Origin of the sequence: Streptomyces sp. MK7 (genome assembly GCF_032658145.1) — a bacterium.
GTDB lineage: Bacteria > Actinomycetota > Actinomycetes > Streptomycetales > Streptomycetaceae > Streptomyces > Streptomyces spiralis.
The window spans coordinates 60,221-81,583 of the sequence record NZ_JAVACL010000036.1 but is presented as its reverse complement, the minus strand read 5'-3'; the positions used below and the strand labels follow the sequence as shown (position 1 = coordinate 81,583).

Annotated in this window: 24 protein-coding genes and 4 tRNA genes; 19 read left to right on the top strand and 9 right to left on the bottom strand. The window is 70.0% G+C overall.

From position 1 onward, the window contains the following. Positions 1 to 107: 107 nt before the first annotated feature. From R2S09_RS30335 to R2S09_RS30325, 3 genes are all read right to left on the bottom strand, one after another. Positions 108 to 758, bottom strand: a complete 651-nt coding sequence (locus R2S09_RS30335; protein ID WP_316744459.1) for a hypothetical protein — start codon at positions 756 to 758, stop codon at positions 108 to 110. A 689-nt stretch (positions 759 to 1,447) separates the two neighbouring features. Then, entirely contained in the window at positions 1,448 to 1,849 is a 402-nt protein-coding gene (locus R2S09_RS30330; RefSeq protein WP_306190367.1) for a YccF domain-containing protein, read from the bottom strand. A gap of 112 nt (positions 1,850 to 1,961) precedes the next feature. After that, positions 1,962 to 3,251, bottom strand: a complete 1,290-nt coding sequence (locus R2S09_RS30325) for an APC family permease (protein WP_316744458.1) — start codon at positions 3,249 to 3,251, stop codon at positions 1,962 to 1,964. Positions 3,252 to 3,381: 130 nt separating this feature from the next. Here R2S09_RS30325 and R2S09_RS30320 point away from each other — a divergent pair, with 130 nt between their 5' ends. Continuing rightward, a complete protein-coding gene (locus R2S09_RS30320; protein ID WP_316744457.1) occupies positions 3,382 to 3,648 on the top strand; it encodes a GlsB/YeaQ/YmgE family stress response membrane protein in 267 nt (88 codons plus the stop codon). A gap of 125 nt (positions 3,649 to 3,773) precedes the next feature. On the opposite strand, the gene R2S09_RS30315 is transcribed toward R2S09_RS30320, so the two are convergent. Beyond that, positions 3,774 to 4,262 (bottom strand): YajQ family cyclic di-GMP-binding protein, encoded by a 489-nt coding sequence (locus R2S09_RS30315; RefSeq protein ID WP_306190371.1) that lies wholly within the window; start codon positions 4,260 to 4,262, stop codon positions 3,774 to 3,776. Positions 4,263 to 4,529: 267 nt separating this feature from the next. On the opposite strand from R2S09_RS30315, the gene R2S09_RS30310 reads away from it, so the two are divergent. Both R2S09_RS30310 and R2S09_RS30305 read left to right on the top strand, forming a co-directional pair. Further along, positions 4,530 to 4,611, top strand: a tRNA-Tyr gene (locus tag R2S09_RS30310). Positions 4,612 to 4,861: 250 nt separating this feature from the next. Continuing rightward, positions 4,862 to 5,362 carry a hypothetical protein gene (locus tag R2S09_RS30305; protein ID WP_306190373.1) on the top strand — a complete coding sequence of 167 codons (501 nt, stop codon included), beginning with the start codon at positions 4,862 to 4,864 and terminating at the stop codon, positions 5,360 to 5,362. Between the two features lie 94 nt (positions 5,363 to 5,456). On the opposite strand, the gene R2S09_RS30300 is transcribed toward R2S09_RS30305, so the two are convergent. Next, positions 5,457 to 6,113, bottom strand: coding sequence for an SDR family oxidoreductase (locus R2S09_RS30300; RefSeq protein WP_306190375.1), 657 nt, complete (start codon positions 6,111 to 6,113; stop codon positions 5,457 to 5,459). A 102-nt stretch (positions 6,114 to 6,215) separates the two neighbouring features. Beyond that, the gene (locus tag R2S09_RS30295) at positions 6,216 to 7,652 is read right to left on the bottom strand and encodes an amidohydrolase family protein (protein ID WP_316744456.1); all 1,437 of its coding nucleotides are present in this window, start codon (positions 7,650 to 7,652) and stop codon (positions 6,216 to 6,218) included. 242 nt (positions 7,653 to 7,894) lie between these two features. Between R2S09_RS30295 and R2S09_RS30290 the strand changes: the two genes are divergently transcribed. From R2S09_RS30290 to R2S09_RS30265, 6 genes are all read left to right on the top strand, one after another. Next, positions 7,895 to 7,967: transfer RNA gene (locus R2S09_RS30290), tRNA-Thr, on the top strand. Positions 7,968 to 8,013: 46 nt separating this feature from the next. After that, a tRNA-Met gene (locus R2S09_RS30285) sits at positions 8,014 to 8,086 on the top strand. An 86-nt stretch (positions 8,087 to 8,172) separates the two neighbouring features. Then, positions 8,173 to 8,337: a 50S ribosomal protein L33 gene (gene rpmG / locus R2S09_RS30280; protein WP_003948671.1), complete on the top strand. Its 165-nt coding sequence runs from the start codon at positions 8,173 to 8,175 to the stop codon at positions 8,335 to 8,337. Between the two features lie 127 nt (positions 8,338 to 8,464). After that, positions 8,465 to 8,917, top strand: a complete 453-nt coding sequence (locus R2S09_RS30275; RefSeq protein WP_316744455.1) for a MaoC family dehydratase N-terminal domain-containing protein — start codon at positions 8,465 to 8,467, stop codon at positions 8,915 to 8,917. Positions 8,918 to 8,924: 7 nt separating this feature from the next. Then, positions 8,925 to 9,353 carry a MaoC family dehydratase gene (locus R2S09_RS30270; protein WP_306190379.1) on the top strand — a complete coding sequence of 143 codons (429 nt, stop codon included), beginning with the start codon at positions 8,925 to 8,927 and terminating at the stop codon, positions 9,351 to 9,353. Between the two features lie 66 nt (positions 9,354 to 9,419). Continuing rightward, positions 9,420 to 10,475 (top strand): UDP-N-acetylmuramate dehydrogenase, encoded by a 1,056-nt coding sequence (locus tag R2S09_RS30265; protein WP_306190380.1) that lies wholly within the window; start codon positions 9,420 to 9,422, stop codon positions 10,473 to 10,475. Positions 10,476 to 10,508: 33 nt separating this feature from the next. Here R2S09_RS30265 and R2S09_RS30260 read toward each other — a convergent pair whose 3' ends face one another. After that, on the bottom strand, positions 10,509 to 11,141 hold the full coding sequence (locus R2S09_RS30260; RefSeq protein WP_316744454.1) for an NAD(P)H-binding protein: 633 nt from the start codon (positions 11,139 to 11,141) through the stop codon (positions 10,509 to 10,511). 132 nt (positions 11,142 to 11,273) lie between these two features. Between R2S09_RS30260 and R2S09_RS30255 the strand changes: the two genes are divergently transcribed. Further along, positions 11,274 to 11,885, top strand: coding sequence for a TetR/AcrR family transcriptional regulator (locus R2S09_RS30255; protein ID WP_306190458.1), 612 nt, complete (start codon positions 11,274 to 11,276; stop codon positions 11,883 to 11,885). Positions 11,886 to 11,999: 114 nt separating this feature from the next. Next, positions 12,000 to 12,695: a hypothetical protein gene (locus tag R2S09_RS30250; protein ID WP_316744453.1), complete on the top strand. Its 696-nt coding sequence runs from the start codon at positions 12,000 to 12,002 to the stop codon at positions 12,693 to 12,695. Here R2S09_RS30250 and R2S09_RS30245 read toward each other — a convergent pair. Next, positions 12,676 to 13,716, bottom strand: coding sequence for an adenosine deaminase (locus tag R2S09_RS30245; RefSeq protein ID WP_306190384.1), 1,041 nt, complete (start codon positions 13,714 to 13,716; stop codon positions 12,676 to 12,678). The two genes, R2S09_RS30250 and R2S09_RS30245, sit on opposite strands and share 20 nt — an antisense overlap. Positions 13,717 to 13,839: 123 nt before the next feature. Further along, positions 13,840 to 15,066 carry a pyridoxal phosphate-dependent aminotransferase gene (locus tag R2S09_RS30240; RefSeq protein ID WP_306190385.1) on the bottom strand — a complete coding sequence of 409 codons (1,227 nt, stop codon included), beginning with the start codon at positions 15,064 to 15,066 and terminating at the stop codon, positions 13,840 to 13,842. A 512-nt stretch (positions 15,067 to 15,578) separates the two neighbouring features. Between R2S09_RS30240 and R2S09_RS30235 the strand changes: the two genes are divergently transcribed. The 8 genes from R2S09_RS30235 to rplL all read left to right on the top strand — a co-directional run bounded on the left by R2S09_RS30235 (position 15,579) and on the right by rplL (position 20,847). Then, positions 15,579 to 15,651, top strand: a tRNA-Trp gene (locus tag R2S09_RS30235). A gap of 109 nt (positions 15,652 to 15,760) precedes the next feature. Then, complete coding sequence (gene secE / locus R2S09_RS30230; protein WP_030174459.1) at positions 15,761 to 16,048, top strand: preprotein translocase subunit SecE; 288 nt, start codon at positions 15,761 to 15,763, stop codon at positions 16,046 to 16,048. An 81-nt stretch (positions 16,049 to 16,129) separates the two neighbouring features. Beyond that, positions 16,130 to 16,981 (top strand): transcription termination/antitermination protein NusG, encoded by an 852-nt coding sequence (nusG, locus tag R2S09_RS30225; protein ID WP_306190388.1) that lies wholly within the window; start codon positions 16,130 to 16,132, stop codon positions 16,979 to 16,981. Positions 16,982 to 17,172: 191 nt separating this feature from the next. Further along, positions 17,173 to 17,607 (top strand): 50S ribosomal protein L11, encoded by a 435-nt coding sequence (rplK, locus tag R2S09_RS30220; RefSeq protein WP_019756559.1) that lies wholly within the window; start codon positions 17,173 to 17,175, stop codon positions 17,605 to 17,607. Between the two features lie 113 nt (positions 17,608 to 17,720). Continuing rightward, positions 17,721 to 18,446, top strand: coding sequence for a 50S ribosomal protein L1 (gene rplA / locus R2S09_RS30215; RefSeq protein ID WP_316744452.1), 726 nt, complete (start codon positions 17,721 to 17,723; stop codon positions 18,444 to 18,446). Positions 18,447 to 18,557: 111 nt separating this feature from the next. Further along, positions 18,558 to 19,484 (top strand): hypothetical protein, encoded by a 927-nt coding sequence (locus R2S09_RS30210; protein WP_306190390.1) that lies wholly within the window; start codon positions 18,558 to 18,560, stop codon positions 19,482 to 19,484. 326 nt (positions 19,485 to 19,810) lie between these two features. After that, positions 19,811 to 20,341: a 50S ribosomal protein L10 gene (gene rplJ, locus R2S09_RS30205; RefSeq protein ID WP_306190392.1), complete on the top strand. Its 531-nt coding sequence runs from the start codon at positions 19,811 to 19,813 to the stop codon at positions 20,339 to 20,341. 116 nt (positions 20,342 to 20,457) lie between these two features. Next, the gene (gene rplL, locus R2S09_RS30200) at positions 20,458 to 20,847 is read left to right on the top strand and encodes a 50S ribosomal protein L7/L12 (RefSeq protein ID WP_306190393.1); all 390 of its coding nucleotides are present in this window, start codon (positions 20,458 to 20,460) and stop codon (positions 20,845 to 20,847) included. The last annotated feature ends 516 nt before the right edge of the window (positions 20,848 to 21,363 follow it).

Below are 21,363 nucleotides of genomic sequence, written 5' to 3'. Positions count from 1 at the left end.
GGTCAATACTCCGAACACGCCCAACACGCCGAACACGCCGGGATGACAGCGCCGAAATCACGATGGGGCCGCGCAGCAGCTGCGCGGCCCCATTGTGCAAGCTCGATTCAGAGGAGTCCCACAGGTCGCAGCAGCGCCCTCACGGTGCTCACGAGGTCCTGTGCGTTCGGGATCTCAGATGCATTTGACGCGATGCCAAGCGCCCTTGACGCCTCCGACATGTCTGACGCGTCCAATACGTCTTCCGTGTCCGACGCCTCAGGCTGCTTTGACGCGTCATAAGGGTCTGAGGTGCTTGGCGTGTTCGGGGTGTTCGGGGTGTTGGGCGTGTTAGGGGTGTTGGGTGTGTTCGGGGTGTTGGGCGTGTTAGGGGTGTTGGGTGTGTTCGGAGTGTTGGGTGTGTTCGGCGTGTTCGGGGTGTTCGGGGTGTTGGGCGTGTTCGGGGTACTCGGCGTCTCGATCTGCGGTGTGTCCGGCTGCTTGTGCCCGTCAGAGGGTGCGTCCGGCTGCTTGTGCCCGTCAGGCGGTGTGTTCGGCTGCCTGTGCCCGTCGGGCGGTGCGTCGGCCGGGTGAGGGTTCTGAGGGGCCTGGAGGGCCTGGAACTGGGGTGCCTGACCTGCCAAATAGGTGATGCCGGTGAAGGTGACCGGCCCGGTGTAGGTGCTGTTGTTGTCGTCCGCATGAGCGATGCCCATGCTCACAACAGCGAAGTTCCCCACGGTGGCGGCGGTGATCAGAATTCGCTGGATTCTACGCAAGGCTCTTCTCCTCGGACTCCGAGCTGCGCAAGCTCAAATACGCATACGGGGTTGCGCAAATAAAATGACACATGCGGAAGTCCGACACTCGTATCGGCGATCTGTGTCGTTGTCGCCGTCACCCGTTCATCGCTTGATGGCTGTTCGATCCTCTGTGGCAGACGGAGCCGAGCCGAGTCACCTGCCGGTGACATCGCCCGTACGCTCACCCGATCCTCGAACTCCCGTCCGATACGGCCAGTTCACTCGTAGCCCAGGAGGGATCAGAATGAGGAAAGTGACTTTGCGGGCCGCCGGCCTCGTGGCTGCGGTCTCGTTCTGCTTGACGGTCGGCCTATGGGCGGCGCCGGCGAGTGCGGTGAGCGGATCACCGGAGAATACGCACTCCACACCGGCGAAATCACCGCTCAGATGCTATGCGACACGAAGTGACCCGAAGGCGGTCGTGTGCTACCGGTTCTCGGCGAAGGCCGAGTTCCGGCATGGCGAAATTGTCTACGTCCCCATCCTTGTTCAGGTGCCCACGCCGTCAAATCCGCCGGCCATAACGATCGTCGACAGTCTGGGCGACGTCCGCCCGAGCGACACCGGTCCGGGGACCAGCAACTCCGACACAGGAAGTGCGTCGAGCGGCAGTGGTGGCTGAGCCGCTCGGGCGGTCAGTCGGGCGGGGACACCCAGGGGCAGGATCAGCGTCCGGCGAATCCCTGATCTGTTTCCACTACCTCCCGCCCAAGAGGCATGAGGGAGATCGGGATGAGCTTCAGGTTGGCCCATCCGAAGGGGATGCCGATGATCGAGACGAACAGTGGAATGCTCGTGATCAGGTGTCCCAGAGCCAGCCACCACCCCGCGAAGATCACCCAGATCACGTTGCCGATGAACGATCCTGCCCCGGCGCCCGGCCGCTCCACGGTGGTGCGGCCGAACGGCCACAGGACGAAGCCCGCGATACGCAGCGACGCGATGCCGAACGGGATGGTGATGATCAGGATGAAGCAGATCAGTGCCGCGATCAGGTAACCGATCGCCATCCAGAAGCCGCAGAAGACGAGCCACAGGATGTTGAGCAGCAGGTTGAACACCTTCATGATCGGCACCTTCCCCAGGTCGCTCCGCCGACGTTGCCTGCTTTTGCACCTACTTCCACCAGTATCAGTTGGTCACGTGCTCAGGCCGAATCGCAGCGCCCTCGCGGCCTGATCAGGAAGGCCGTCGTACCCGTCGCACGCCGTACGCGGCCGCCCCTACCGCCAGTACGCCCGCGCCCACGGCCACCGAGAGCCAGGGCAGGGCGAACGCCAGGGCCACGCAGCCGATGAGGCCCAGCGCCGGTACCGCCCGCCGGGCCGGAGCGGAGTCGAGGGTCAAGGCGGAGGCGTTGGCGACGGCGTAGTACGCGAGGACCCCGAAGGAGGAGAAGCCGATCGCGCCCCGGACGTCCACCGTGGCGGCCAGGACCGCGACCACCGCACCCACGGCGAGCTCGGCCCGGTGCGGCACCTGGAAACGCGGATGCACGGCGGCCAGCGCGCCCGGCAGATGCCGGTCCCGGGCCATGGCCAGAGTGGTGCGCGAGACGCCCAGGATGAGCGCGAGCAGCGAGCCGAGCGCGGCCACGGCTGCAGCGACCCGTACCACCGGAACCAGCCCCGGCACCCCGGCCGCCCGCACCGCGTCGGCCAGCGGCGCGCCCGCCCGCGCGAGGCCGTCCGGCCCCAGCACCGCCAGCACGGCCACCGCCACAGCCACGTACACGCCCAGCGCGATGCCCAGGGCGAGCGGGATCGCGCGCGGAATGGTGCGCACCGGGTCGCGCACCTCCTCGCCCAGGGTCGCGATCCGCGCGTATCCGGCGAACGCGAAGAAGAGCAGCCCGGCCGCCTGCAGAACGCCGCCGGCGCCCCGGGAGTCGCCGATGGCGAGCCGCCCGGCATCGGCCGCACCGGAGCCGAGGCACACGACGGCCACGGCGGCCAGCACCGCCAGCACCACCGCCACGATGGCCCGCGTCAGCCACGCCGACTTCTGGATGCCGCCGTAGTTCACCGCCGTCAGCGCCGCCACGGCCGCGACGGCCACCGCGTGCGCCTGGCCCGGCCAGACGTACGCGCCGACGGTGAGCGCCATCGCCGCACAGGAGGCCGTCTTGCCGACCACGAACGCCCAGCCCGCGAGGTAGCCCCAGAACACGCCGAGCCGCTCGCGACCGTACACATAGGTGCCGCCCGAGGCGGGATACCGGGCGGCCAGCCGTGCCGAGGAGTCGGCGTTGCAGTAGGCCACGACGGCGGCGACCGCGAGCCCCACCAGCAGCCCTGGGCCGGCCGCCCGTGCCGCCGGCCCGAGGGCGGCGAAGATCCCGGCCCCGACCATCGAACCGAGCCCGATGACCACGGCGTCCCCGACCCCGAGGCTGCGCCGCAGCCCGTCGGCGGACGCCGGCGAGGACGAGGAGGCCGGGCCGGGGGAGTGGCCGGGGGAGCGTGTCATGGCTCGGGACCTTACTGGCCGATGCAACCGTGAGGTGTGGCCGTGTCGTCTTCTCCCTCAACACGGCACGAACACGCGTGTGGCACACATGACGACGCACACGAGTCGTCGAGGAAGGCGGATTCAGGGCATGAGCGTCATCAGCTGGATCGTCCTGGGCCTGTTGGCCGGGGCCATCGCGAAGTTCCTGCTGCCGGGCCGCGACCCGGGCGGCTTCATCGGCACGACCCTCATCGGCGTCGCGGGCGCCTTCATCGGCGGCTGGATCTCGGCGCGCTGGCTGCACCACCCGATCGCGAAGCACTTCTACGACGGCGCCACCTGGGCCGCGGCGATCGGCGGCTCGCTGGTGCTGCTGATCGCCTACCGCATCCTGTTCGGCAACTCACGGGACTGAGCCCGCGCGCCGGGGGTGGGCGAGGCGCCGCGCACGGCCCGCTGACGTGAGACGCGGCCCGCGGACACGAGAGGGGCGGACACCGGCCGACGGTGCCCGCCCCTCTCCCGCATCTGTCGTACGGACTACCGGTAGTTCACGAACTGCAGCGCGAAGTCGAAGTCCTTGCCCTTCAGAAGGGCGATCACGGCCTGGAGGTCGTCGCGGCTCTTGGAGCTGACCCGCAGCTCGTCGCCCTGGACCTGGGCCTTCACACCCTTGGGGCCCTCATCGCGGATGATCTTCGCCACCTTCTTGGCGTTCTCCTGGGAGATGCCCTCCTCGATCGAGGCGAAGATCTTGTACTCCTTGCCGGAGAGCTGCGGCTCGCCCGCGTCCAGGGCCTTCAGCGAGACGCCCCGCTTGATCAGCTTGGACTGGAAGACGTCGAGGACTGCCTTCACCCGGTCCTCGGAGTTCGCCTCCATGAGGATCTTGTCACCGGACCACGAGATCGAGGCACCCACGCCCTTGAAGTCGTAGCGCTGCGAGATCTCCTTGGCGGCCTGGTTGAGGGCGTTGTCGACCTCCTGCCGCTCGACCTTCGAGACGATGTCGAAACTGGAGTCGGCCATGTCCTGTGGCTCCTTGTATCGGGGTCTGTCGGAGTGTGTCGGGTGCGTGCGGGGTGCGTACGACTCGCGTACACGTCGCCTGCCGGCGGGCGTGGGGAAGCCGCCGAGGCGGATCTTCGGGGCCCGGGCCGCATCCGCACCAGCCTAGCCACCCCCCGCTCCCGCGGCGCAGATCAATCGGGTGGCGAAGCACCCCTGCGCATCGGGTATTGTTTACGTCGTTGCCGGGGAGCACCGCCGAAAGGCGGTTCGAACGGCAGCGAACCCGGCGGTGTGCCCGAGCGGCCAAAGGGAGCAGACTGTAAATCTGCCGGCTCAGCCTTCCTAGGTTCGAATCCTAGCGCCGCCACATTGGGAAACCCCCTCCACCTGCGGAAATGCAGGCTGGAGGGGGTTTCTTCGTGTTTTCCGGCCGCCGTTGTCCGGTCCAAGGCGGGTTCTTCGGCGCCCGCCTCCGGCCACGCCACCGAAGGCGGTAACAAATCGTGCATCGCTCGTCACGCTCTGTTTCGCTGACATCGAGGGCGCTGTCCGGCGCCCGTACCTGTGCGTGAGAGGCGCAGAGCATGAAGATTGCAGGCAGGACTCTGATATGTGCGGTGACCCCGGTGGCAGTGGCGGGACTGGTGATGCCGCTGGCGCTCGCCTCCCCGGCCGCCGCGGCGGCGGGCTCGACCATCAGCCGCGTCGGCTCGTTCGTCAACTACGGTGCCGCGCCCGGCGCCGGCAACCAGGTGGACGTCACGGCACCCGGCGGAGTCCTCACGGTGACCGACACGGCCACGATCGCCGCGGGGGTCGGCTGCCGTCAGGTCAACGCGACCACGGTGACCTGCGGACAGGCCGGAGGCGTCAGCTACTTCAACGCGAACCTGGGTGACATGGACGACACCTTCACGGACAACCTCCCCGCCCCGACCTTCCGTGTCGTCCTCGACGCCGGAAGCGGCAGCGACAGCGTGACCACCGGCGGCGCGAACGACGTCATCCACGCCTCGGACGGGTCCGCGGACACCGTCAACTGCGGCGGCGGCACCGGCGACGTCGCCGACGGAGACTCGCTCGACCACTTCACGGGCTGCGAGTTGCACAACCCGTAGAAGGACCGCAGAGGCCCTCCGCCCCCAGGAGACTCCCTCCGCAGGCGCCGACGCGAGCGGAGGGAGTCGGGGTGTCCTGGGGAATCGCTTCCGCTCAGTTCCCCGCCACCGACTTCACCGCCACCGACACCGGGGTCGAGCCGCTGATGAGTTCCAGGGTCAGCCCTGCCGTCGCCGGGGTGTCCACCAGCTCGGCCAGGACGGTGGCCACGTCGTCGCGGGGGACCGCGCCGCGACCGGTGTGCGCCTCCAGACGGACCTGCCCGGTGCCCGGCTCGTCCGTCAGCGAACCGGGGCGCAGGATCGTCCAGTCGAGGGCCTCCTGCGTGCGTACGTGGTCGTCCGCGGCGCCCTTGGCGCGCAGGTACACGTCGAAGACCTCGTCGCCCTTGTGCCCGGCGTCCGCGCCCATGGACGACACCACCAGGTGGCGCCGGACGCCCGCCCGGACCGCCGCGTCCGCGAACAGCACCGCCGCGCCCTTGTCCACAGTGTCCTTGCGGGCCGCGCCGCTGCCCGGGCCCGCGCCCGCCGCGAACACGGCCGCGTCGGCGCCCCGCAGCCGTTCGGCGACCTCCTCCACCGTGGCGGACTCCAGATCCAGCACGACCGGTTCGGCGCCGGCCGCCCGCAGGTCGTCGCCCTGTTCGGCGCGGCGGATGATCCCCGCGACCTCGTCACCGCGCGCGGCGAGCAGCCGCTCCAGCCGCAGCGCGATCTGACCATGACCACCAGCGATGACAATGCGCATGTTTCCGACCGTACGCCCGGACGGCCCCGTCCGCCGCACGACTTGAGGCCAACTCCCCTGCACCCGCTCTCTCCTGCAGCACCCGCTCTCTCCTACGGCCTTCTACGACAGCTCGCCCCGCCCCTGCCTCGGCAGCCCCAGCTCCACCGACGCGGCCGAGTCGCAGAACTCGCGCACCGCGCTGGTCCGTGCCACCACGCGCCCCCCGTGCACCACGATCCGGCTGTATGCGAGTGACAGCGCCCCCGCGAGCCGTTCGCCGCGCACGGCCAGCAGTTCCGCGGGGAAGCCCGCCTCCACGCGTACGTCGGGCAGGCCGAGCACCGCGCGGGACGACGCGCTCACCGCGTCGTACGCGTCCTCGGGGCGCAGTCCGTGGTGCGAGGTCAGCAGGTAGGCCGCCTCCAGCGGATCGCCGCGTCCCACCGGGTTCGACACGTCCCGCAGGGCGCCGCTGCCCGCGGCCACCCGTACCCCGGCCGCCCGCAGCAGCCGAACCGGAGCCGTCCCGGGCCCCTCCGCGCCCGCGCAGCCGCCCTGCGGCAGGCACACCACCGTCACCCCGGCCGCGGCCAGCTGTTCCGCGGCGCGCGCGGCCGCCTCGGCGGGCAGCCGGGACAGGCCGCCGCACGGGCTGAGCGTCACTCCGGGGCGCAGCCCGCCCGCCATCGCCGCGATGCGGGCCAGGCGGGCCGGGTCCGTGCCGTCGGTGTGCAGGTCGACCGGGCGGCCGTGCTCGGAGGCCACCTCCAGGACCGCCTCCACATAGCCCGTGGGGTCGGGATCCACGTCAGGGCAGCCGCCCACCACGCACGCGCCCATCTTCACCGCGTCCCGCAGCATCGCCAGCCCGTCCGCGCCGGCCGCGCCCGTCAGCACGCGCGGCACCGCCACCGTCGTCAGCTCGGTGAGTCCACGCAGCGCCCGGCGCGCCCGCAGGACCGCTTTCAGGGCGCCCAGTCCCTGGACGTCGCCCACGCGCACGTGCGCGCGCAAGGCGGTCGCCCCGTGGCCGAGCTGCAGCAGCGCGGCCTCGGTCGCCCGCCGCTGGACGTCCTCCGGGTCGTACGACACGGGGCCGCCGCTGTCGGCGGTCAGAGCGGTGTCGGCGTGGGCGTGCGGCTCCGCCGGGGCCGGCAGGAGCAGATAGCCGGTGAGGTCCAGACGGGCGCCGCCGTCCTGCGGAGCACCCCTGCCCGGCCTGCCCGGTCCGCTCGCCTTGTCCGGTTCCCCCGGTTTCCCCGGTCCGCTCCGTTCCCCCGGTCCGCTCCGTTCCCCCGGTGCCCTCGGCTCGCTCGCTGTGCCGGGCCGGTCGGGCGTGCCGAACGCGCCGGCCCTGCCGGAGTCCCTGCCCGAGCTCCGGCCGAGGCTGCCCGCCGTGCCGACCGCCTCGATGCGCCCGCCGGCCAGTCGTACGTCCACGGTGCGCCCGTCGGTCAGCCGGGCCCCGCACAGCAGCAGGCCGTCCGGTTCCGGCGGGCCGCCGGAGGGACCGTGCGAGGAGGAGGAGTGGGGCGGCTGTGGCTGACCGGGGGGCATCGCACTCCAGGTACGACAGGCGAGGGCTGGCGGGAGAAGAGGGACAGGGGACCCGAGCGCACACGGGACGCAAGATCACGCCGAGTGCGTCGAGCCTATGGCGGTCGCCCGCCGGGAAGGGGGAGGGGCGCAATAGTCGTACCGGTGTGGCCACGGGGTCACCGGGCTTCGGACCTGGACGCGGGGGAGCGCGGAACGGATTTGGGCGAACGGCCGCGGAGCGTGTAATGTCTTCATCGCTCGCCCCAATAGCTCAGTCGGCAGAGCGTCTCCATGGTAAGGAGAAGGTCAACGGTTCGATTCCGTTTTGGGGCTCTGGTGTGAGAGGTTCCCGCCGTCAGGCGGGGCCCGATCGCATCGCAGCGGTGTAGCTCAGTCGGTAGAGCAAGCGGCTCATAATCGCTGTGTCACCGGTTCAAGTCCGGTCACCGCTACTCACAGTAGCCGATTGCGGGGTCGGTCCTTCGATCGGCTACTCTTTCTTGCGTTAATACCTACCCGTTCGTCAAGGAGCACTCACGTGGCTGCCACCGACGTCCGCCCGAAGATCACGCTGGCCTGCGTGGAGTGCAAGGAGCGGAACTACATCACCAAGAAGAACCGGCGTAACAACCCGGACCGTCTTGAGATGAAGAAGCACTGCCCGCGTTGCAACGCGCACACCGCGCACCGCGAGACGCGATAAATCAGGCTCATACATGAGGCCGCCCCCGTATCAGGGGGCGGCCTCATGTTGTTTCTGGTCCCTCTGGTCCATCTGATCCATCTGAACCATCCGCACGACCACAGCTGACAGCAGGAGGTGCCGAGCCATGGCGCTCGACCAGTCCTTCGTGGGGCGGTCCTACCCGCCCACCGCCCCCTACGAGGTGGGCCGGGAGAAGATCCGCGAGTTCGCGGAGGCCGTGGGGGACGCCAACCCGGCGTACACGGACCCGGGGGCGGCCAAGGCGCTCGGCCACTGCGATGTGATCGCCCCGCCGACCTTCGTCTTCGCGATCACCTTCAAGGCCGCCGGACAGGTCGTCCAGGACCCGCAGCTCGGCCTCGACTACAGCCGCGTGGTGCACGGCGACCAGAAGTTCGTCTATACCCGGCCGGTGCGGGCCGGTGACCGGCTGACCGTCACCTCCACCATCGAGGCGATCAAGTCCATGGCCGGCAACGACATCCTGGACATCCGTGGTGAGGTGCACGACGAGGCGGGCGAGCACGTCGTGACCGCATGGACCAAGCTGGTGGCCCGCGCGGCCGAGGAGGCGTGAGGAACCGATGACGGCGAAGATCGCCTACGACGACGTCGAGGTCGGCACCGAACTGCCGGCCCGGACCTTCCCCGTGACCCGCGCCACCCTCGTGCAGTACGCGGGCGCGTCCGGGGACTTCAACCCGATCCACTGGAACGAGAGGTTCGCCAAGGAGGTCGGGCTGCCGGACGTGATCGCGCACGGCATGTTCACCATGGCCGAGGCGATCCGCGTCGTCACCGACTGGGTGGGCGACCCCGGTGCCGTCGTGGAGTACGGCGTGCGCTTCACCAAGCCCGTCGTCGTCCCGAACGACGACAAGGGGGCCCTGATCGAGGTCGCCGGCAAGGTCGCGGCCAAACTCGACGACAACACCGTGCGAGTCGATCTGACGGCGACCAGCGAGGGCCAGAAGGTCCTCGGGATGTCCCGCGCGGTCGTACGGCTGGCCTGACGGCCCGTGCGGCGGGCGCCTCGTCGGCGTACGGGGCTGTCGGCGGGGTCTCGTAGTCTTGGGCGCGTGCAGGAACTCCACGACGCGCCCCTGGCTCCGCTGACCACCTTCCGGCTGGGCGGCCCCGCGACCCGGCTGATCACCGCGACGACCGACGCCGAGGTGATCGCCGCCGTCCGCGAGGCCGACGCCGCCGGCACGCCGCTGCTGGTGATCGGCGGCGGCTCCAACCTGGTCATCGGCGACAAGGGCTTCGACGGGACGGCCCTGCGCATCGCCACCCGCGGCTTCGAACTCCGCGGTACGACGCTGGAGCTGGCCGCCGGTGAGGTGTGGACCGACGCGGTGGCCCGCACCGTCGAGGCGGGGCTCGCCGGCATCGAATGCCTGTCGGGTGTCCCGGGCTCCGCGGGCGCCACCCCGATCCAGAACGTCGGGGCGTACGGCCAGGAGGTCTCCGCCACCATCACCGAGGTCGTCGCCTACGACCGCAGGGCGGGCGAGACGGTGACCCTGGCCAACGAGGAGTGCGCGTTCTCCTACCGCCACAGCCGCTTCAAGGCCGACCCCGAACGGTACGTCGTCCTGCGCGTCCGCTTCGAGCTGGAGGACGCCGGCGGGCTGTCGGCGCCCGTCAAGTACGCCGAGACGGCGCGCGTGCTGGGCGTGGCGGCGGGCGACAGGGTGCCGCTGGCCACCGCCCGTGACACGGTGCTGAAGCTGCGCGCCGGGAAGGGCATGGTGCTGGACCCCGAGGACCACGACACCTGGTCGGCCGGGTCCTTCTTCACCAACCCGATCCTCACGGACGCCGACTTCGCCGCCTTCCGCGGGCGTGTGCGGGAGCGGATGGGCGAGGGCGTCGAGCCACCCGCGTACCCGGCCGGCGAGGGGCACACCAAGACCTCGGCGGCCTGGCTGATCGACAAGGCGGGCTTCACCAAGGGCTACGGCAGCGGACCGGCCCGGATCTCCACCAAGCACACCCTCGCCCTCACCAACCGCGGCGGGGCGACCACCGAGGACCTGCTGGCCCTGGCCCGCGAGGTCGTGGCCGGGGTCCACAAGGCGTTCGGCATCACCCTGGTGAACGAGCCGGTGACGGTCGGCGTGAGCCTCTGACGGCCTCCGGCGCAGACACGCCGCCGACAGGCCTCAGTACGCCACCCCGACGCCCTGCTTCACCGTCGCCGGGTCGTCGAGCATGGTCAGCATCGCGTGGGCGACGTCCGCGCGGGCGATGAAGCGGCCGCGGGGCGGGAAGCCGCCGATGACCGTGCGGTAGGTGCCGGTCAGGGGCTTGTTCTGGAGGCGGGGCGGGCGGACGACCGTCCAGTCCGTGGTGCTGCGGGCCAGCTCGGCCTCCATCTCGCGCAGATCGGCGTAGACGTCCTTCAGGAGCGCCGAGATCACCTTGCGCGCCGTCCGGTCCACGGCGCCGGCGTCGGCCGGCTCGGGGCCCACCGGGCCCGCGCTGACCACGAGCAGCCGCCGTACCTCTTCCGCCTCCATCGCGCCCAGCACCGTACGGGTGAGCCGGGTCGCCACCCCGGCCTCCTTGCGGCTGCGGGCACCGAGCCCGGACAGCACCGCGTCCCGGCCCGCCACGGCCGGACGCACGGCCTCCGGGGAGGCCAGGTCGGCGCGCAACACCTCCAGGCCCTCGCCGGTCACGGTCAGCCGGGCCGGGTCACGTACGACGGCGGTCACCCGGTGGCCGGCGGCCAGCGCCTGCCGGACGATCTCCTGACCGACGCCGCCCGTGGCGCCGAAGACGGTGAGGTTCATGATGGCTCCCCTGCTTGCCCGAGGTCGGTGAGTGTGGTGAGTGTCCACTCACCACGTCTTCTCCCCTAGGGTGAGTAAATACTCACCCACCCGTCAACCCCGTTCGGGCACACCATGAAATCCTTGGGCACCATGGAGCAGAAACCGGCCCGCGTCCGCGTCCTCGACGCCGCCCACGAGCTGATGCTCACCGTCGGGCTCGCCCGCGCCACCACCAAGGAGATCGCCAAGGCGGCCGGCTGCTCCGAAGCGGCGCTCTACAAGTACTTCCCGAGCAAGGAGGAGCTGTTCATCCAGGTGCTGCGGGAGAGGCTGCCCCGGCTGACCCCGCTCCTGCGCACCCTCGCCGCCGAACCGGGCCGCCGCACCCCCGAGGAGAACCTCACCGAGATCGCCCGCCAGGCCGCCCTCTTCTACGAGCAGAGCTTCCCGATCGCGGCCTCCCTGTACGCCGAGACCCAGCTCAAGCGCCGCCACGACGAGGCCATGCGGCAGATGGGCTCCGGTCCCCACCGGCCCATCGAGGAACTGGACGCCTACCTCCGCGCCGAACAGGCCCTCGGCCGGATCAGCCCCCACGCCGACACCTTCGCCGCCGCCTCCCTCCTCCTCGGCGCATGCGCCCAGCGCGCCTTCGCCTACGACTCCACCCCCACGGGCGAACGGCCGCCCCTGGACGACTTCGCCCCCCGCCTGGCCCGCACCCTGCTCGCCGGAATCTCCGTTGCCGACGGCCGCCCGTGACCGCGACGCTGAGGGCATGACGACCCCAGACACGACAACCCCGGACACCGCTGCCCCGGATACCACTGCCCCAGACACGACAGCCCCGGCCGACCGCACCACCCGGCGCCGCGCATGCGGCTGAGGCTGCGCCGGTTCCGGCCGCGCACCGGCCCCCACGAGCACCGGATCGTCCAGCCCCTCCGGCCGCTGCGGCACACCTCACTGCGCGACCCGGAGTCGTACGGCCTCCTCATGGGCGACCACGACGGCCTCAGCCGGCTCGCCGGCCTGTTCTCCTTCGCCGCCTGCTCCCGGCACACCGTCGTCCATGTGCCGCTCCGCGACGGCGTCCCGCCCGACGAGGGCGTCGGCGAGCGGGTCGATCTGGTCCTGGTCCACCACTCCTACGGCCTGCGGCCCAGCCGGTGGCCCCGGCTGCGCCGCAGGCTCGGGCCGGGCACCCCGCTGACCGTCCGCACCGACGAGGCCCGCACGGCCCGCGACGCGGCGTCCTGGCGCGAGCGGCAGGACCGCTTCGGCGACCGGCGTCAGGGCCGCGGGCGGGACGATCTGCGGCAGCTCACCCATGCGCGCACGCACTTCCTGATCGGCAGCCGGGACGTCTTCGCCGAGGCGGCCATGGCCTTCGCCTACGCGGCCGGCTGGGGGCCGCGCACGAAGCACGTGGTCAAGGGGTACGCGGCGTACGTGACGGACGTCCCCGGCCTCCGGGTGGGCGCGGGCCCGGACCGGTACCGCAGCCCCGAGATCGTGATCTGCTTCAAGCCCTACCCGCCCTACGCCCACTTCAGGCGACCGGGGCGCTGAGCCAGTCGTCCACCCCCGACAGCAGCTTCGCCCGTACGTCCTCCGGGGCGGCCGAGGCACGGATCGACTGGCGGGCCAGTTCGGCCAGTTCGGTGTCCGTGAAGGCGTGATGGCGGCGGGCGATGTCGTACTGGGCCGCCAGCCGCGAGCCGAACAGCAGAGGATCGTCGGCGCCGAGCGCCATCGGGACGCCCGCGTCGTAGAGGGTCCGCAGGGGCACGTCCTGCGGCTTCTCGTACACGCCGAGGGCCACGTTCGACGCCGGGCACACCTCGCAGGTCACGCCCCGGTCGGCGAGGCGCCGCAGCAGCCGCGGGTCCTCCGCCGCGCGTACTCCGTGGCCCACGCGGTGGGCGTGCAGATCGTCCAGGCAGTCGCGGACCGACGCCGGTCCCGTCAGCTCGCCGCCGTGCGGCGCCGCGAACAGGCCGCCGTCCCGGGCGATCGCGAACGCCCGGTCGAAGTCCCGTGCCATGCCCCGGCGTTCGTCGTTGGACAGGCCGAAGCCGACCACGCCGCGGTCCCGGTAGCGCACGGCCAGGCGGGCCAGCGTACGGGCGTCCAGTGGATGCTTCATGCGGTTCGCCGCCACCAGGACCCGCATGCCCAGGCCGGTCTCCCGGGACGCCGTGTCCACCGCGTCCAAGATGATCTCCATGGCCGGGATCAGCCCGCCCAGGCGCGGCGCGTACGAGGTCGGGTCGACCTGGATCTCCAGCCACCCCGAGCCGTCCCGGACGTCCTCCTCGGCGGCCTCCCGCACCAGCCGCCGGATGTCCTCCGGCGACCGCAGGCAGGAGCGCGCCGCGTCGTACAGCCGCTGGAAGCGGAACCAGCCCCGCTCGTCCGTCGCCCGCAGTCTCGGCGGCTCCCCGCCGGTCAGGGCCTCTGTCAGGGCCTCGGGCAGCCGGACGCCGTACTTGTCGGCCAGCTCCAGCAGGGTGGTGGGCCGCATCGACCCGGTGAAGTGCAGGTGCAGATGGGCTTTCGGCAGCTCAGAGACATCGCGTACACGCTCCATCCCAGGATCCTGCCGTACCTCCCCCCGGCCCCGGTAGCCGTTTCCCCGTTCGTGGTCTTGCCCGCACAGACGTACGGGCCGCCTCCCCTGAAGGGAAACGGCCCGCACGCGCGCGTGGGAGGTTCAGTCCCGCGCCTCGGCCAGCAGCTTCTGGATCCGGCTCACGCCCTCCACCAGGTCCTCGTCACCGAGGGCGTAGGACAGGCGCAGGTAGCCCGGCGTGCCGAAGGCCTCGCCCGGGACGACCGCGACCTCGGCCTCCTCCAGGATCAGCGCGGCCAGCTCGACCGTGTTCTGCGGGCGCTTGCCGCGGATCTCCTTGCCGATCAGCGCCTTGACCGACGGGTAGGCGTAGAAGGCGCCCTCGGGCTCCGGGCAGACGACGCCGTCGATCTCGTTCAGCATGCGCACGATGGTCCTGCGGCGCCGGTCGAAGGCCTCGCGCATCTTCGCGACGGCCTCCAGGTCGCCGGAGACGGCGGCGAGGGCGGCCACCTGGGCGACGTTCGACACGTTCGAGGTGGCGTGCGACTGGAGGTTGGTCGCGGCCTTCACGACGTCCTTCGGGCCGATGATCCAGCCCACGCGCCAGCCGGTCATGGCGTACGTCTTCGCCACGCCGTTGACGACGATGCACTTGTCGCGCAGCTCGGGCAGGAGCGCGGGCAGGGACACGGACACCGCGTCGCCGTAGACCAGGTGCTCGTAGATCTCGTCGGTGAGCACCCACAGGCCGTGCTCCACGGCCCAGCGGCCGATCGCCTCGGTCTCGGCCTCGGAGTAGACCGCGCCGGTCGGGTTGGACGGGGAGACGAAGAGGACGACCTTGGTCCGCTCCGTGCGGGCGGCCTCCAGCTGCTCGACCGTGACCCGGTAGCCGGTGGTCTCGTCGGCGACGACCTCGACCGGGACACCGCCGGCCAGGCGGATCGACTCCGGGTACGTGGTCCAGTACGGCGCGGGCACGATGACCTCGTCGCCCGGGTCGAGGATCGCGGCGAAGGCCTCGTAGATCGCCTGCTTGCCGCCGTTGGTGACCAGGATCTGGGAGACGTCCGGCTCCCAGCCGGAGTCGCGCAGCGTCTTGGCGGCGATCGCGGACTTCAGCTCGGGCAGGCCGCCGGCCGGGGTGTACCGGTGGTACTTCGGGTTCTTGCAGGCCTCGACGGCGGCTTCGACGATGTAGTCGGGGGTGGGGAAGTCGGGCTCACCGGCGCCGAAGCCGATCACCGGACGCCCGGCGGCCTTCAGGGCCTTCGCCTTGGCGTCCACGGCGAGGGTGGCGGACTCGGAGATCGCGCCGATTCGGGCGGAGACCCGGCGCTCGGTGGGAGGGGTTGCAGCGCTCATGGGGCCATCGTTTCAGACCGGAAACCCGTACGGCACGCCGGTTTCATTTGTACGCTGATCCAGTCAGTCCGTGAGCCCTTGAAGGCACGAACCGGCTAGCCCGGGGACACGGTTGTGGTTGGCGTCGAGCGGACTGGCGTCACCGGGTCTCCCGGTGTGGGGCCTGGCCGTCGGTCCCGCGTCCATCTGGGCGGATGCGACCTCGACACCGTAACCAGCGGCGGGGAGGAGCGCGACGAAGCGCAACCGACCGAGTGTGCGACTCGGTCGGTTGCGGCTGAGAAGGCGGCGGACTGAACAGCCGGGGGTCGAGACCTGAACGAGAGTCCGAATTCGGCCCCCGGCCAGGACGATCTGCGGCCGCGTGGCTCCGGCTGGGCACTTTCTGTTCGACGACCGGCTCCGGACCACGTACACTCTCACCTCGTTGGCCTTCAGCAGCCGCCGCCGCACCCGGTGCCCACAAGGACACCGGGCATACGCTCGGATGCGGTACGTTGGGGGACACACAAAGGGTCGTAGCTCAATTGGTAGAGCACTGGTCTCCAAAACCAGCGGTTGGGGGTTCAAGTCCCTCCGGCCCTGCTACACACACCTTCGCCAGGATGTGTGCGCATGTACGTACAGCAATCTGCACCGCCGTGCGGCTCGACCGGGCGCGGCACGGCCACGACCCGGAATCAGGTGAGGACGAATGACGGACGCCGTGGGCTCCATCGACACGCCTGATGCCCAGGACGAGGTCACGGAGTCCAAGAAGAAGCCCCGCAAGGGCGGCAAGCGCGCCAAGAAGGGCCCGCTGAAGCGCCTTGCGCTCTTCTACCGACAGATCATCGCGGAGCTCCGCAAGGTCGTCTGGCCCTCGCGCAACCAGCTGACGTCCTACACCACCGTGGTGATCTTCTTCGTGGCCATCATGATCGCCCTGGTGACCGTGATTGACTATGGGCTCAACCACGCGGCCAAGTACGTCTTCGGCTGAGCCAAGAGCGAAGGGCGCCGTGGTTACCGGCGCCCGTTTTCGCATGTTCCACCCCTATGTATCCAGGAAGAAGCAGCCACCGTGTCTGACCCGAACCTGAACGACGCCATCGAGCCGACCGAGTCCGTGGATGACGAGCTCGACACCGTCGAGGGTGCGGACGAGGTCGACGAGGCCCAGGCTGCCGAGGCCGCCGCGGGGGAGCCGGCCGAGGAGGCCGCCGTCCACGTCGAGGAGCAGGCCACCGAGGAGGCGGCCGCCGAGGGTGAGGCCGACGAGGCCGCCGAGGAGGAGGCCGGCGCCGAGGAGCCCGAGCTCGACCCGGTCACCAAGCTCCGTGAGGAACTGCGCACGCTGCCCGGCGAGTGGTACGTGATCCACACCTACGCCGGCTACGAGAAGCGCGTGAAGGCCAACCTGGAGCAGCGTGCCGTCTCGCTGAACGTCGAGGAGTTCATCTACCAGGCCGAGGTGCCCGAGGAAGAGATCGTCCAGATCAAGAACGGCGAGCGCAAGACCGTCCGGCAGAACAAGCTGCCCGGTTACGTGCTCGTCCGCATGGACCTGACGAACGAGTCCTGGGGCGTCGTCCGCAACACTCCGGGCGTCACCGGCTTCGTCGGCAACGCCTACGACCCCTACCCGCTGTCCCTGGACGAGATCGTGAAGATGCTCGCCCCGGAGGCGGAGGAGAAGGCCGCCCGCGAGGCCGCCGAGGCCGAGGGCAAGCCGGCTCCGCAGCGCAAGGTCGAGGTCCAGGTGCTGGACTTCGAGGTCGGCGACTCGGTCACCGTCACCGACGGCCCGTTCGCCACGCTGCAGGCGACCATCAACGAGATCAACGCCGACTCGAAGAAGGTCAAGGGCCTGGTCGAGATCTTCGGCCGCGAGACCCCGGTCGAGCTCTCCTTCGACCAGATCCAGAAGAACTAGTTCGTTCAGCTCCACAAGAGCTGGTTCGTTCTGGACGAACCGCTTCCGAACAGGTCAGGCGGGCTGTCTCAGCCCGTCTGACCTGCTCGGTTTTAAGCCGCGCATCTATACCCGTTATCGTTGTGCGGTATGCCTGCGTCAGGGTCGCGACTCGCGCGGGCATGGACCCGAATGAAAGGACCCGGAGAGCAATGCCTCCCAAGAAGAAGAAGGTCACGGGGCTCATCAAGCTCCAGATCCAGGCCGGCGCCGCCAACCCGGCCCCGCCGGTCGGTCCGGCGCTGGGTCAGCACGGCGTCAACATCATGGAGTTCTGCAAGGCCTACAACGCCGCGACCGAGTCGCAGCGCGGTTGGGTCATCCCGGTGGAGATCACGGTCTACGAGGACCGTTCCTTCACCTTCATCACCAAGACTCCGCCGGCCGCCAAGATGATCCTCAAGGCCGCGGGCGTGGAGAAGGGCTCCGGCGAGCCGCACAAGACCAAGGTCGCCAAGATCACCGAGGCGCAGGTCCGCGAGATCGCCCAGACCAAGCTGCCCGACCTCAACGCCAACGACCTGGACGCCGCCGCGAAGATCATCGCCGGCACCGCCCGTTCCATGGGCGTCACCGTCGAGGGCTGAACCCCAACCCCGTAGTACGTATGCGGCCGTGATCGCCCGATCGCAGCGCCGCACGTGGCAGGGCCTGCTCGGCCCGTACCACGACTCCTTATCAAGAACCCACAGGAGCAGTTGTGAGCAAGCGCAGCAAGGCTCTCCGCGCTGCGGACGCCAAGGTCGACCGGGAGAAGCTGTACGCCCCGCTCGAGGCCGTCCGTCTCGCCAAGGAGACCTCCACGACCAAGTTCGACGGCACCGTCGAAGTCGCCTTCCGCCTGGGTGTCGACCCGCGCAAGGCCGACCAGATGGTCCGTGGCACCGTGAACCTTCCGCACGGCACCGGTAAGACCGCCCGGGTCCTGGTCTTCGCGACCGGTGACCGTGCCGAGGCCGCGCGTGCCGCGGGCGCCGACATCGTCGGTGCCGACGAGCTGATCGACGAGGTGTCGAAGGGCCGTCTGGACTTCGACGCCGTCGTCGCCACCCCGGACCTCATGGGCAAGGTCGGCCGCCTCGGCCGTGTGCTCGGTCCCCGTGGTCTGATGCCGAACCCCAAGACCGGCACCGTGACCCCGGACGTCGCCAAGGCTGTCAACGACATCAAGGGCGGCAAGATCGAGTTCCGCGTCGACAAGCACTCGAACCTGCACTTCATCATCGGCAAGACGTCGTTCGACGACGCCAAGCTGGTGGAGAACTACGGCGCCGCGCTGGAGGAGATCCTCCGTCTGAAGCCGTCCGCCGCCAAGGGTCGCTACATCAAGAAGGCCGCCGTCAGCACCACGATGGGCCCCGGCATCCAGGTCGACCCGAACCGCACCCGCAACCTCCTCGTCGAGGAGGACCCGGCCGCGGTCTGAGCCCCACGGCAGGTCTGAAGTCGGCGACGAGCCCCGCAACCGTTCCGGTGCGGGGCTCGTCCCTTTTCTGTGGGACCGCGATCACTTACGCGACCGCTTAGGGGTGGACGAATGAAGAACAGGACCGTGCGCCGGGCGACGCTCTCCATCGCGGTGGTGGCCGCGCTGACGGGGGTGGCCGCCTGCGGCTCCGGTTCCTCCGGCGGCTCCGGCAAGGGCGGCAGGGCCGCCGGCCAGGGTGTGACGCACGTGAGCCCCATAGCGGCCCTGCGCACCGCCGCGGACGCCACCGGCAAGGCCGACTCCGCCAGGGTCGAGAGCACGACCAGCATCGGCGATCTGATGTCCATGACGGGCAAGGGCAGTCTCGCCTGGGGCGACGGCCTGACCGGCACGCTGACGATCACCTACACCGGCGGCCGGATGAGCGACGCCATGCGCGCGACCGGGAGCACGTCGATGCAGGCCCGCTACCTGTCCGACGCCTACTACGCGAGGATGAGCGAGAAGTTCGCCCAGCAGGCGGGCGGCGGCAGGCACTGGGTGCGCTACGGCTACGACGACATGGCCCGGCTCGGCGGCGGCTCCGGCGCCTACCTCAAGGACCAGCTGCAGAACACCACACCGAACCAGTCCGTGAAGCTGCTGCTGGCCTCGGGCGACGTGAAGAAGGCCGGCGAGGAGCAGGTCGACGGCCGGCACACCACGCACTACCACGGCACGGTGAACGTCGCGGACTTCGCCGGCAGGAGCAGCAAGAACCTCTCCGCGAGCCAGCTCGCCGACCTGAAGAAGCAGCTCAGCCAGGCGGGCGTCACCACCGAGACCGTCGACCTCTGGATCAACGACCAGAACCTGCTGGTCAAGAAGTCCGAGCGGGGCGAGTCGTCCAACGGCACCATGACCAGCACGGCGTACTACAGGGACTACGGCGTGAAGGTCTCCACCGAGGCGCCCCCGGCCGGCGACACGGTGGACTTCAAGGACGTGATGAAGTCGCAGGCGGCCGGGCAGGGTGCCTCGGGCACGAGTTCCTGACCCGCCCGCCCGGTCGCGCCCGTACGGCCCGGCACGGGCCGTACGGGCGGATTTGCTCTTCCCCGCCCCGTTCCCGTACTCTCCTTCCGAAGCCAAAGACCGCTGGTCGTTGCCGCGCGCTCGCCAGAGCCGCGGTGGCCGAAGGATCCGCTGAAAATGCGGGCGACCCGCGCAGGTGACAGTGGAAGAACTCCCGGAGAGCGCGCCCGCGTCGTGCGTTCGGCCGGTCGAGTCCGCCCCGTGCGCCTGCGCCGGGGCGTTTCGTTTTCCCCAGTCCTCCTTCGGGTCCGCGCGGTCCGAATCACCCGGAAGGAGGCCGAGGCTCTATGGCGAGGCCCGACAAGGCTGCCGCGGTTGCGGAGCTGACGGACAAGTTCCGCAGCTCCAGCGCCGCCGTGCTGACCGAGTACCGCGGTCTCACCGTGGCGCAGCTCAAGACGCTGCGCCGGTCGCTCGGTGAGAACGCCCAGTACGCCGTGGTGAAGAACACGCTGACCAAGATTGCGGCCAACGAGGCCGGGATCACGCTGGACGACCAGCTCTTCGCTGGTCCGACGGCCGTCGCCTTCGTCACCGGTGACCCGGTGGAGTCGGCGAAGGGTCTCCGTGACTTCGCCAAGGACAACCCGAATCTCGTCATCAAGGGCGGTGTCCTGGAGGGCAAGGCCCTCTCCGCCGACGAGATCAAGAAGCTTGCGGACCTCGAGTCCCGCGAGGTTCTGCTCAGCAAGCTGGCCGGTGCCATGAAGGGCAAGCAGTCCCAGGCTGCCTCCCTCTTCCAGGCGCTGCCGTCGAAGCTCGTCCGCACCGTGGACGCGCTGCGCGCCAAGCAGGCCGAGCAGGGCGGTGCCGAGTAACTCGGCTCGCTTTCTGATCCAGGCCGCCTGAGGCGGCAGGGGTCACAGCGGGCCGACGTACGCCCGCCATTCATGTACATCCGGCACCAGCCGAATTAGTGGAAGGATCGCCCGTCATGGCGAAGCTCAGCCAGGAAGACCTGCTCGCGCAGTTCGAGGAGATGACCCTCATCGAGCTCTCCGAGTTCGTGAAGGCCTTCGAGGACAAGTTCGACGTCACCGCCGCTGCTGCCGCCCCGGTCATGGTGGCCGGCGGTGCCGCCGGTGGCGCTGCCGCCGAGGCCGTCGAGGAGAAGGACGAGTTCGACGTCATCCTCTCCGGCGCCGGCGACAAGAAGATCCAGGTCATCAAGGTCGTGCGCGAGCTGACCTCCCTGGGCCTGAAGGAGGCCAAGGACCTGGTCGACGGTGCGCCGAAGCCGGTTCTGGAGAAGGTCAACAAGGAGGCCGCGGACAAGGCCAAGGAGGCCCTCGAGGGCGCCGGCGCCTCCGTCGAGGTCAAGTAAGACCTTTCGGAGTCGTACCGACTCTCCGCGCGCTGACTGCGGCCCGGCAGGGCTGTAACGCGAACGCACCGAAGAGCGATCATCCAACCGGGTGGTCGCTCTTCGGCGTTCCCGGGGGTGGCTGTGGCGGCCTTGCGCGCACGACCGGGAGGGGTATGGTGATCTTCGTCGTGCCTCGAGAGGCCCCCGGAGGCAGGCTGCAAGTGACGATGGCAGCATCCGGTTGGGGCATGGGGGGCCTTGACGAACCGCACGCAGCGCGCAATTCTCAGGACGCGTCGTCACAAGGATCCGAATCCGAGGCATGGATCGACGGCGAAGAGGGCAGTATCAACGTGCGTTGAGGGCGGCAGGCCGCAGGCGGTGACGACAACGAGGGTCTCGAAAAACCCGCACTGGACATCAGTGGGCCAAGTGGCTACACTGACCCTTTGCGCTGCCTGTTAGCTGTCCCCTGCCCGTCACCAGGGGCATGCCCTCACCCGAGCATCGACGACCGGACCACGCCCGACCTGG

Coding starts and splice junctions, on each gene's coding strand:
- R2S09_RS30330 (WP_306190367.1), bottom strand. CDS start 1,849: ATGAAGGTGTTCAACCTGCTGCTCAACATCCTGTGGCTCGTCTTCTGC.
- R2S09_RS30250 (WP_316744453.1), top strand. CDS start 12,000: ATGCGGCTGAGGCTGCGCCGGTTCCGGCCGCGCACCGGCCCCCACGAG.
- R2S09_RS30270 (WP_306190379.1), top strand. CDS start 8,925: ATGACGGCGAAGATCGCCTACGACGACGTCGAGGTCGGCACCGAACTG.
- rplJ (WP_306190392.1), top strand. CDS start 19,811: ATGGCGAGGCCCGACAAGGCTGCCGCGGTTGCGGAGCTGACGGACAAG.
- R2S09_RS30320 (WP_316744457.1), top strand. CDS start 3,382: ATGAGCGTCATCAGCTGGATCGTCCTGGGCCTGTTGGCCGGGGCCATC.
- R2S09_RS30315 (WP_306190371.1), bottom strand. CDS start 4,262: ATGGCCGACTCCAGTTTCGACATCGTCTCGAAGGTCGAGCGGCAGGAG.
- R2S09_RS30275 (WP_316744455.1), top strand. CDS start 8,465: ATGGCGCTCGACCAGTCCTTCGTGGGGCGGTCCTACCCGCCCACCGCC.
- R2S09_RS30255 (WP_306190458.1), top strand. CDS start 11,274: ATGGAGCAGAAACCGGCCCGCGTCCGCGTCCTCGACGCCGCCCACGAG.
- R2S09_RS30245 (WP_306190384.1), bottom strand. CDS start 13,716: ATGGAGCGTGTACGCGATGTCTCTGAGCTGCCGAAAGCCCATCTGCAC.
- rplK (WP_019756559.1), top strand. CDS start 17,173: ATGCCTCCCAAGAAGAAGAAGGTCACGGGGCTCATCAAGCTCCAGATC.
- R2S09_RS30260 (WP_316744454.1), bottom strand. CDS start 11,141: ATGAACCTCACCGTCTTCGGCGCCACGGGCGGCGTCGGTCAGGAGATC.
- R2S09_RS30210 (WP_306190390.1), top strand. CDS start 18,558: ATGAAGAACAGGACCGTGCGCCGGGCGACGCTCTCCATCGCGGTGGTG.
- R2S09_RS30325 (WP_316744458.1), bottom strand. CDS start 3,251: ATGACACGCTCCCCCGGCCACTCCCCCGGCCCGGCCTCCTCGTCCTCG.
- rplL (WP_306190393.1), top strand. CDS start 20,458: ATGGCGAAGCTCAGCCAGGAAGACCTGCTCGCGCAGTTCGAGGAGATG.
- R2S09_RS30240 (WP_306190385.1), bottom strand. CDS start 15,066: ATGAGCGCTGCAACCCCTCCCACCGAGCGCCGGGTCTCCGCCCGAATC.
- secE (WP_030174459.1), top strand. CDS start 15,761: ATGACGGACGCCGTGGGCTCCATCGACACGCCTGATGCCCAGGACGAG.
- R2S09_RS30300 (WP_306190375.1), bottom strand. CDS start 6,113: ATGCGCATTGTCATCGCTGGTGGTCATGGTCAGATCGCGCTGCGGCTG.
- R2S09_RS30295 (WP_316744456.1), bottom strand. CDS start 7,652: ATGCCCCCCGGTCAGCCACAGCCGCCCCACTCCTCCTCCTCGCACGGT.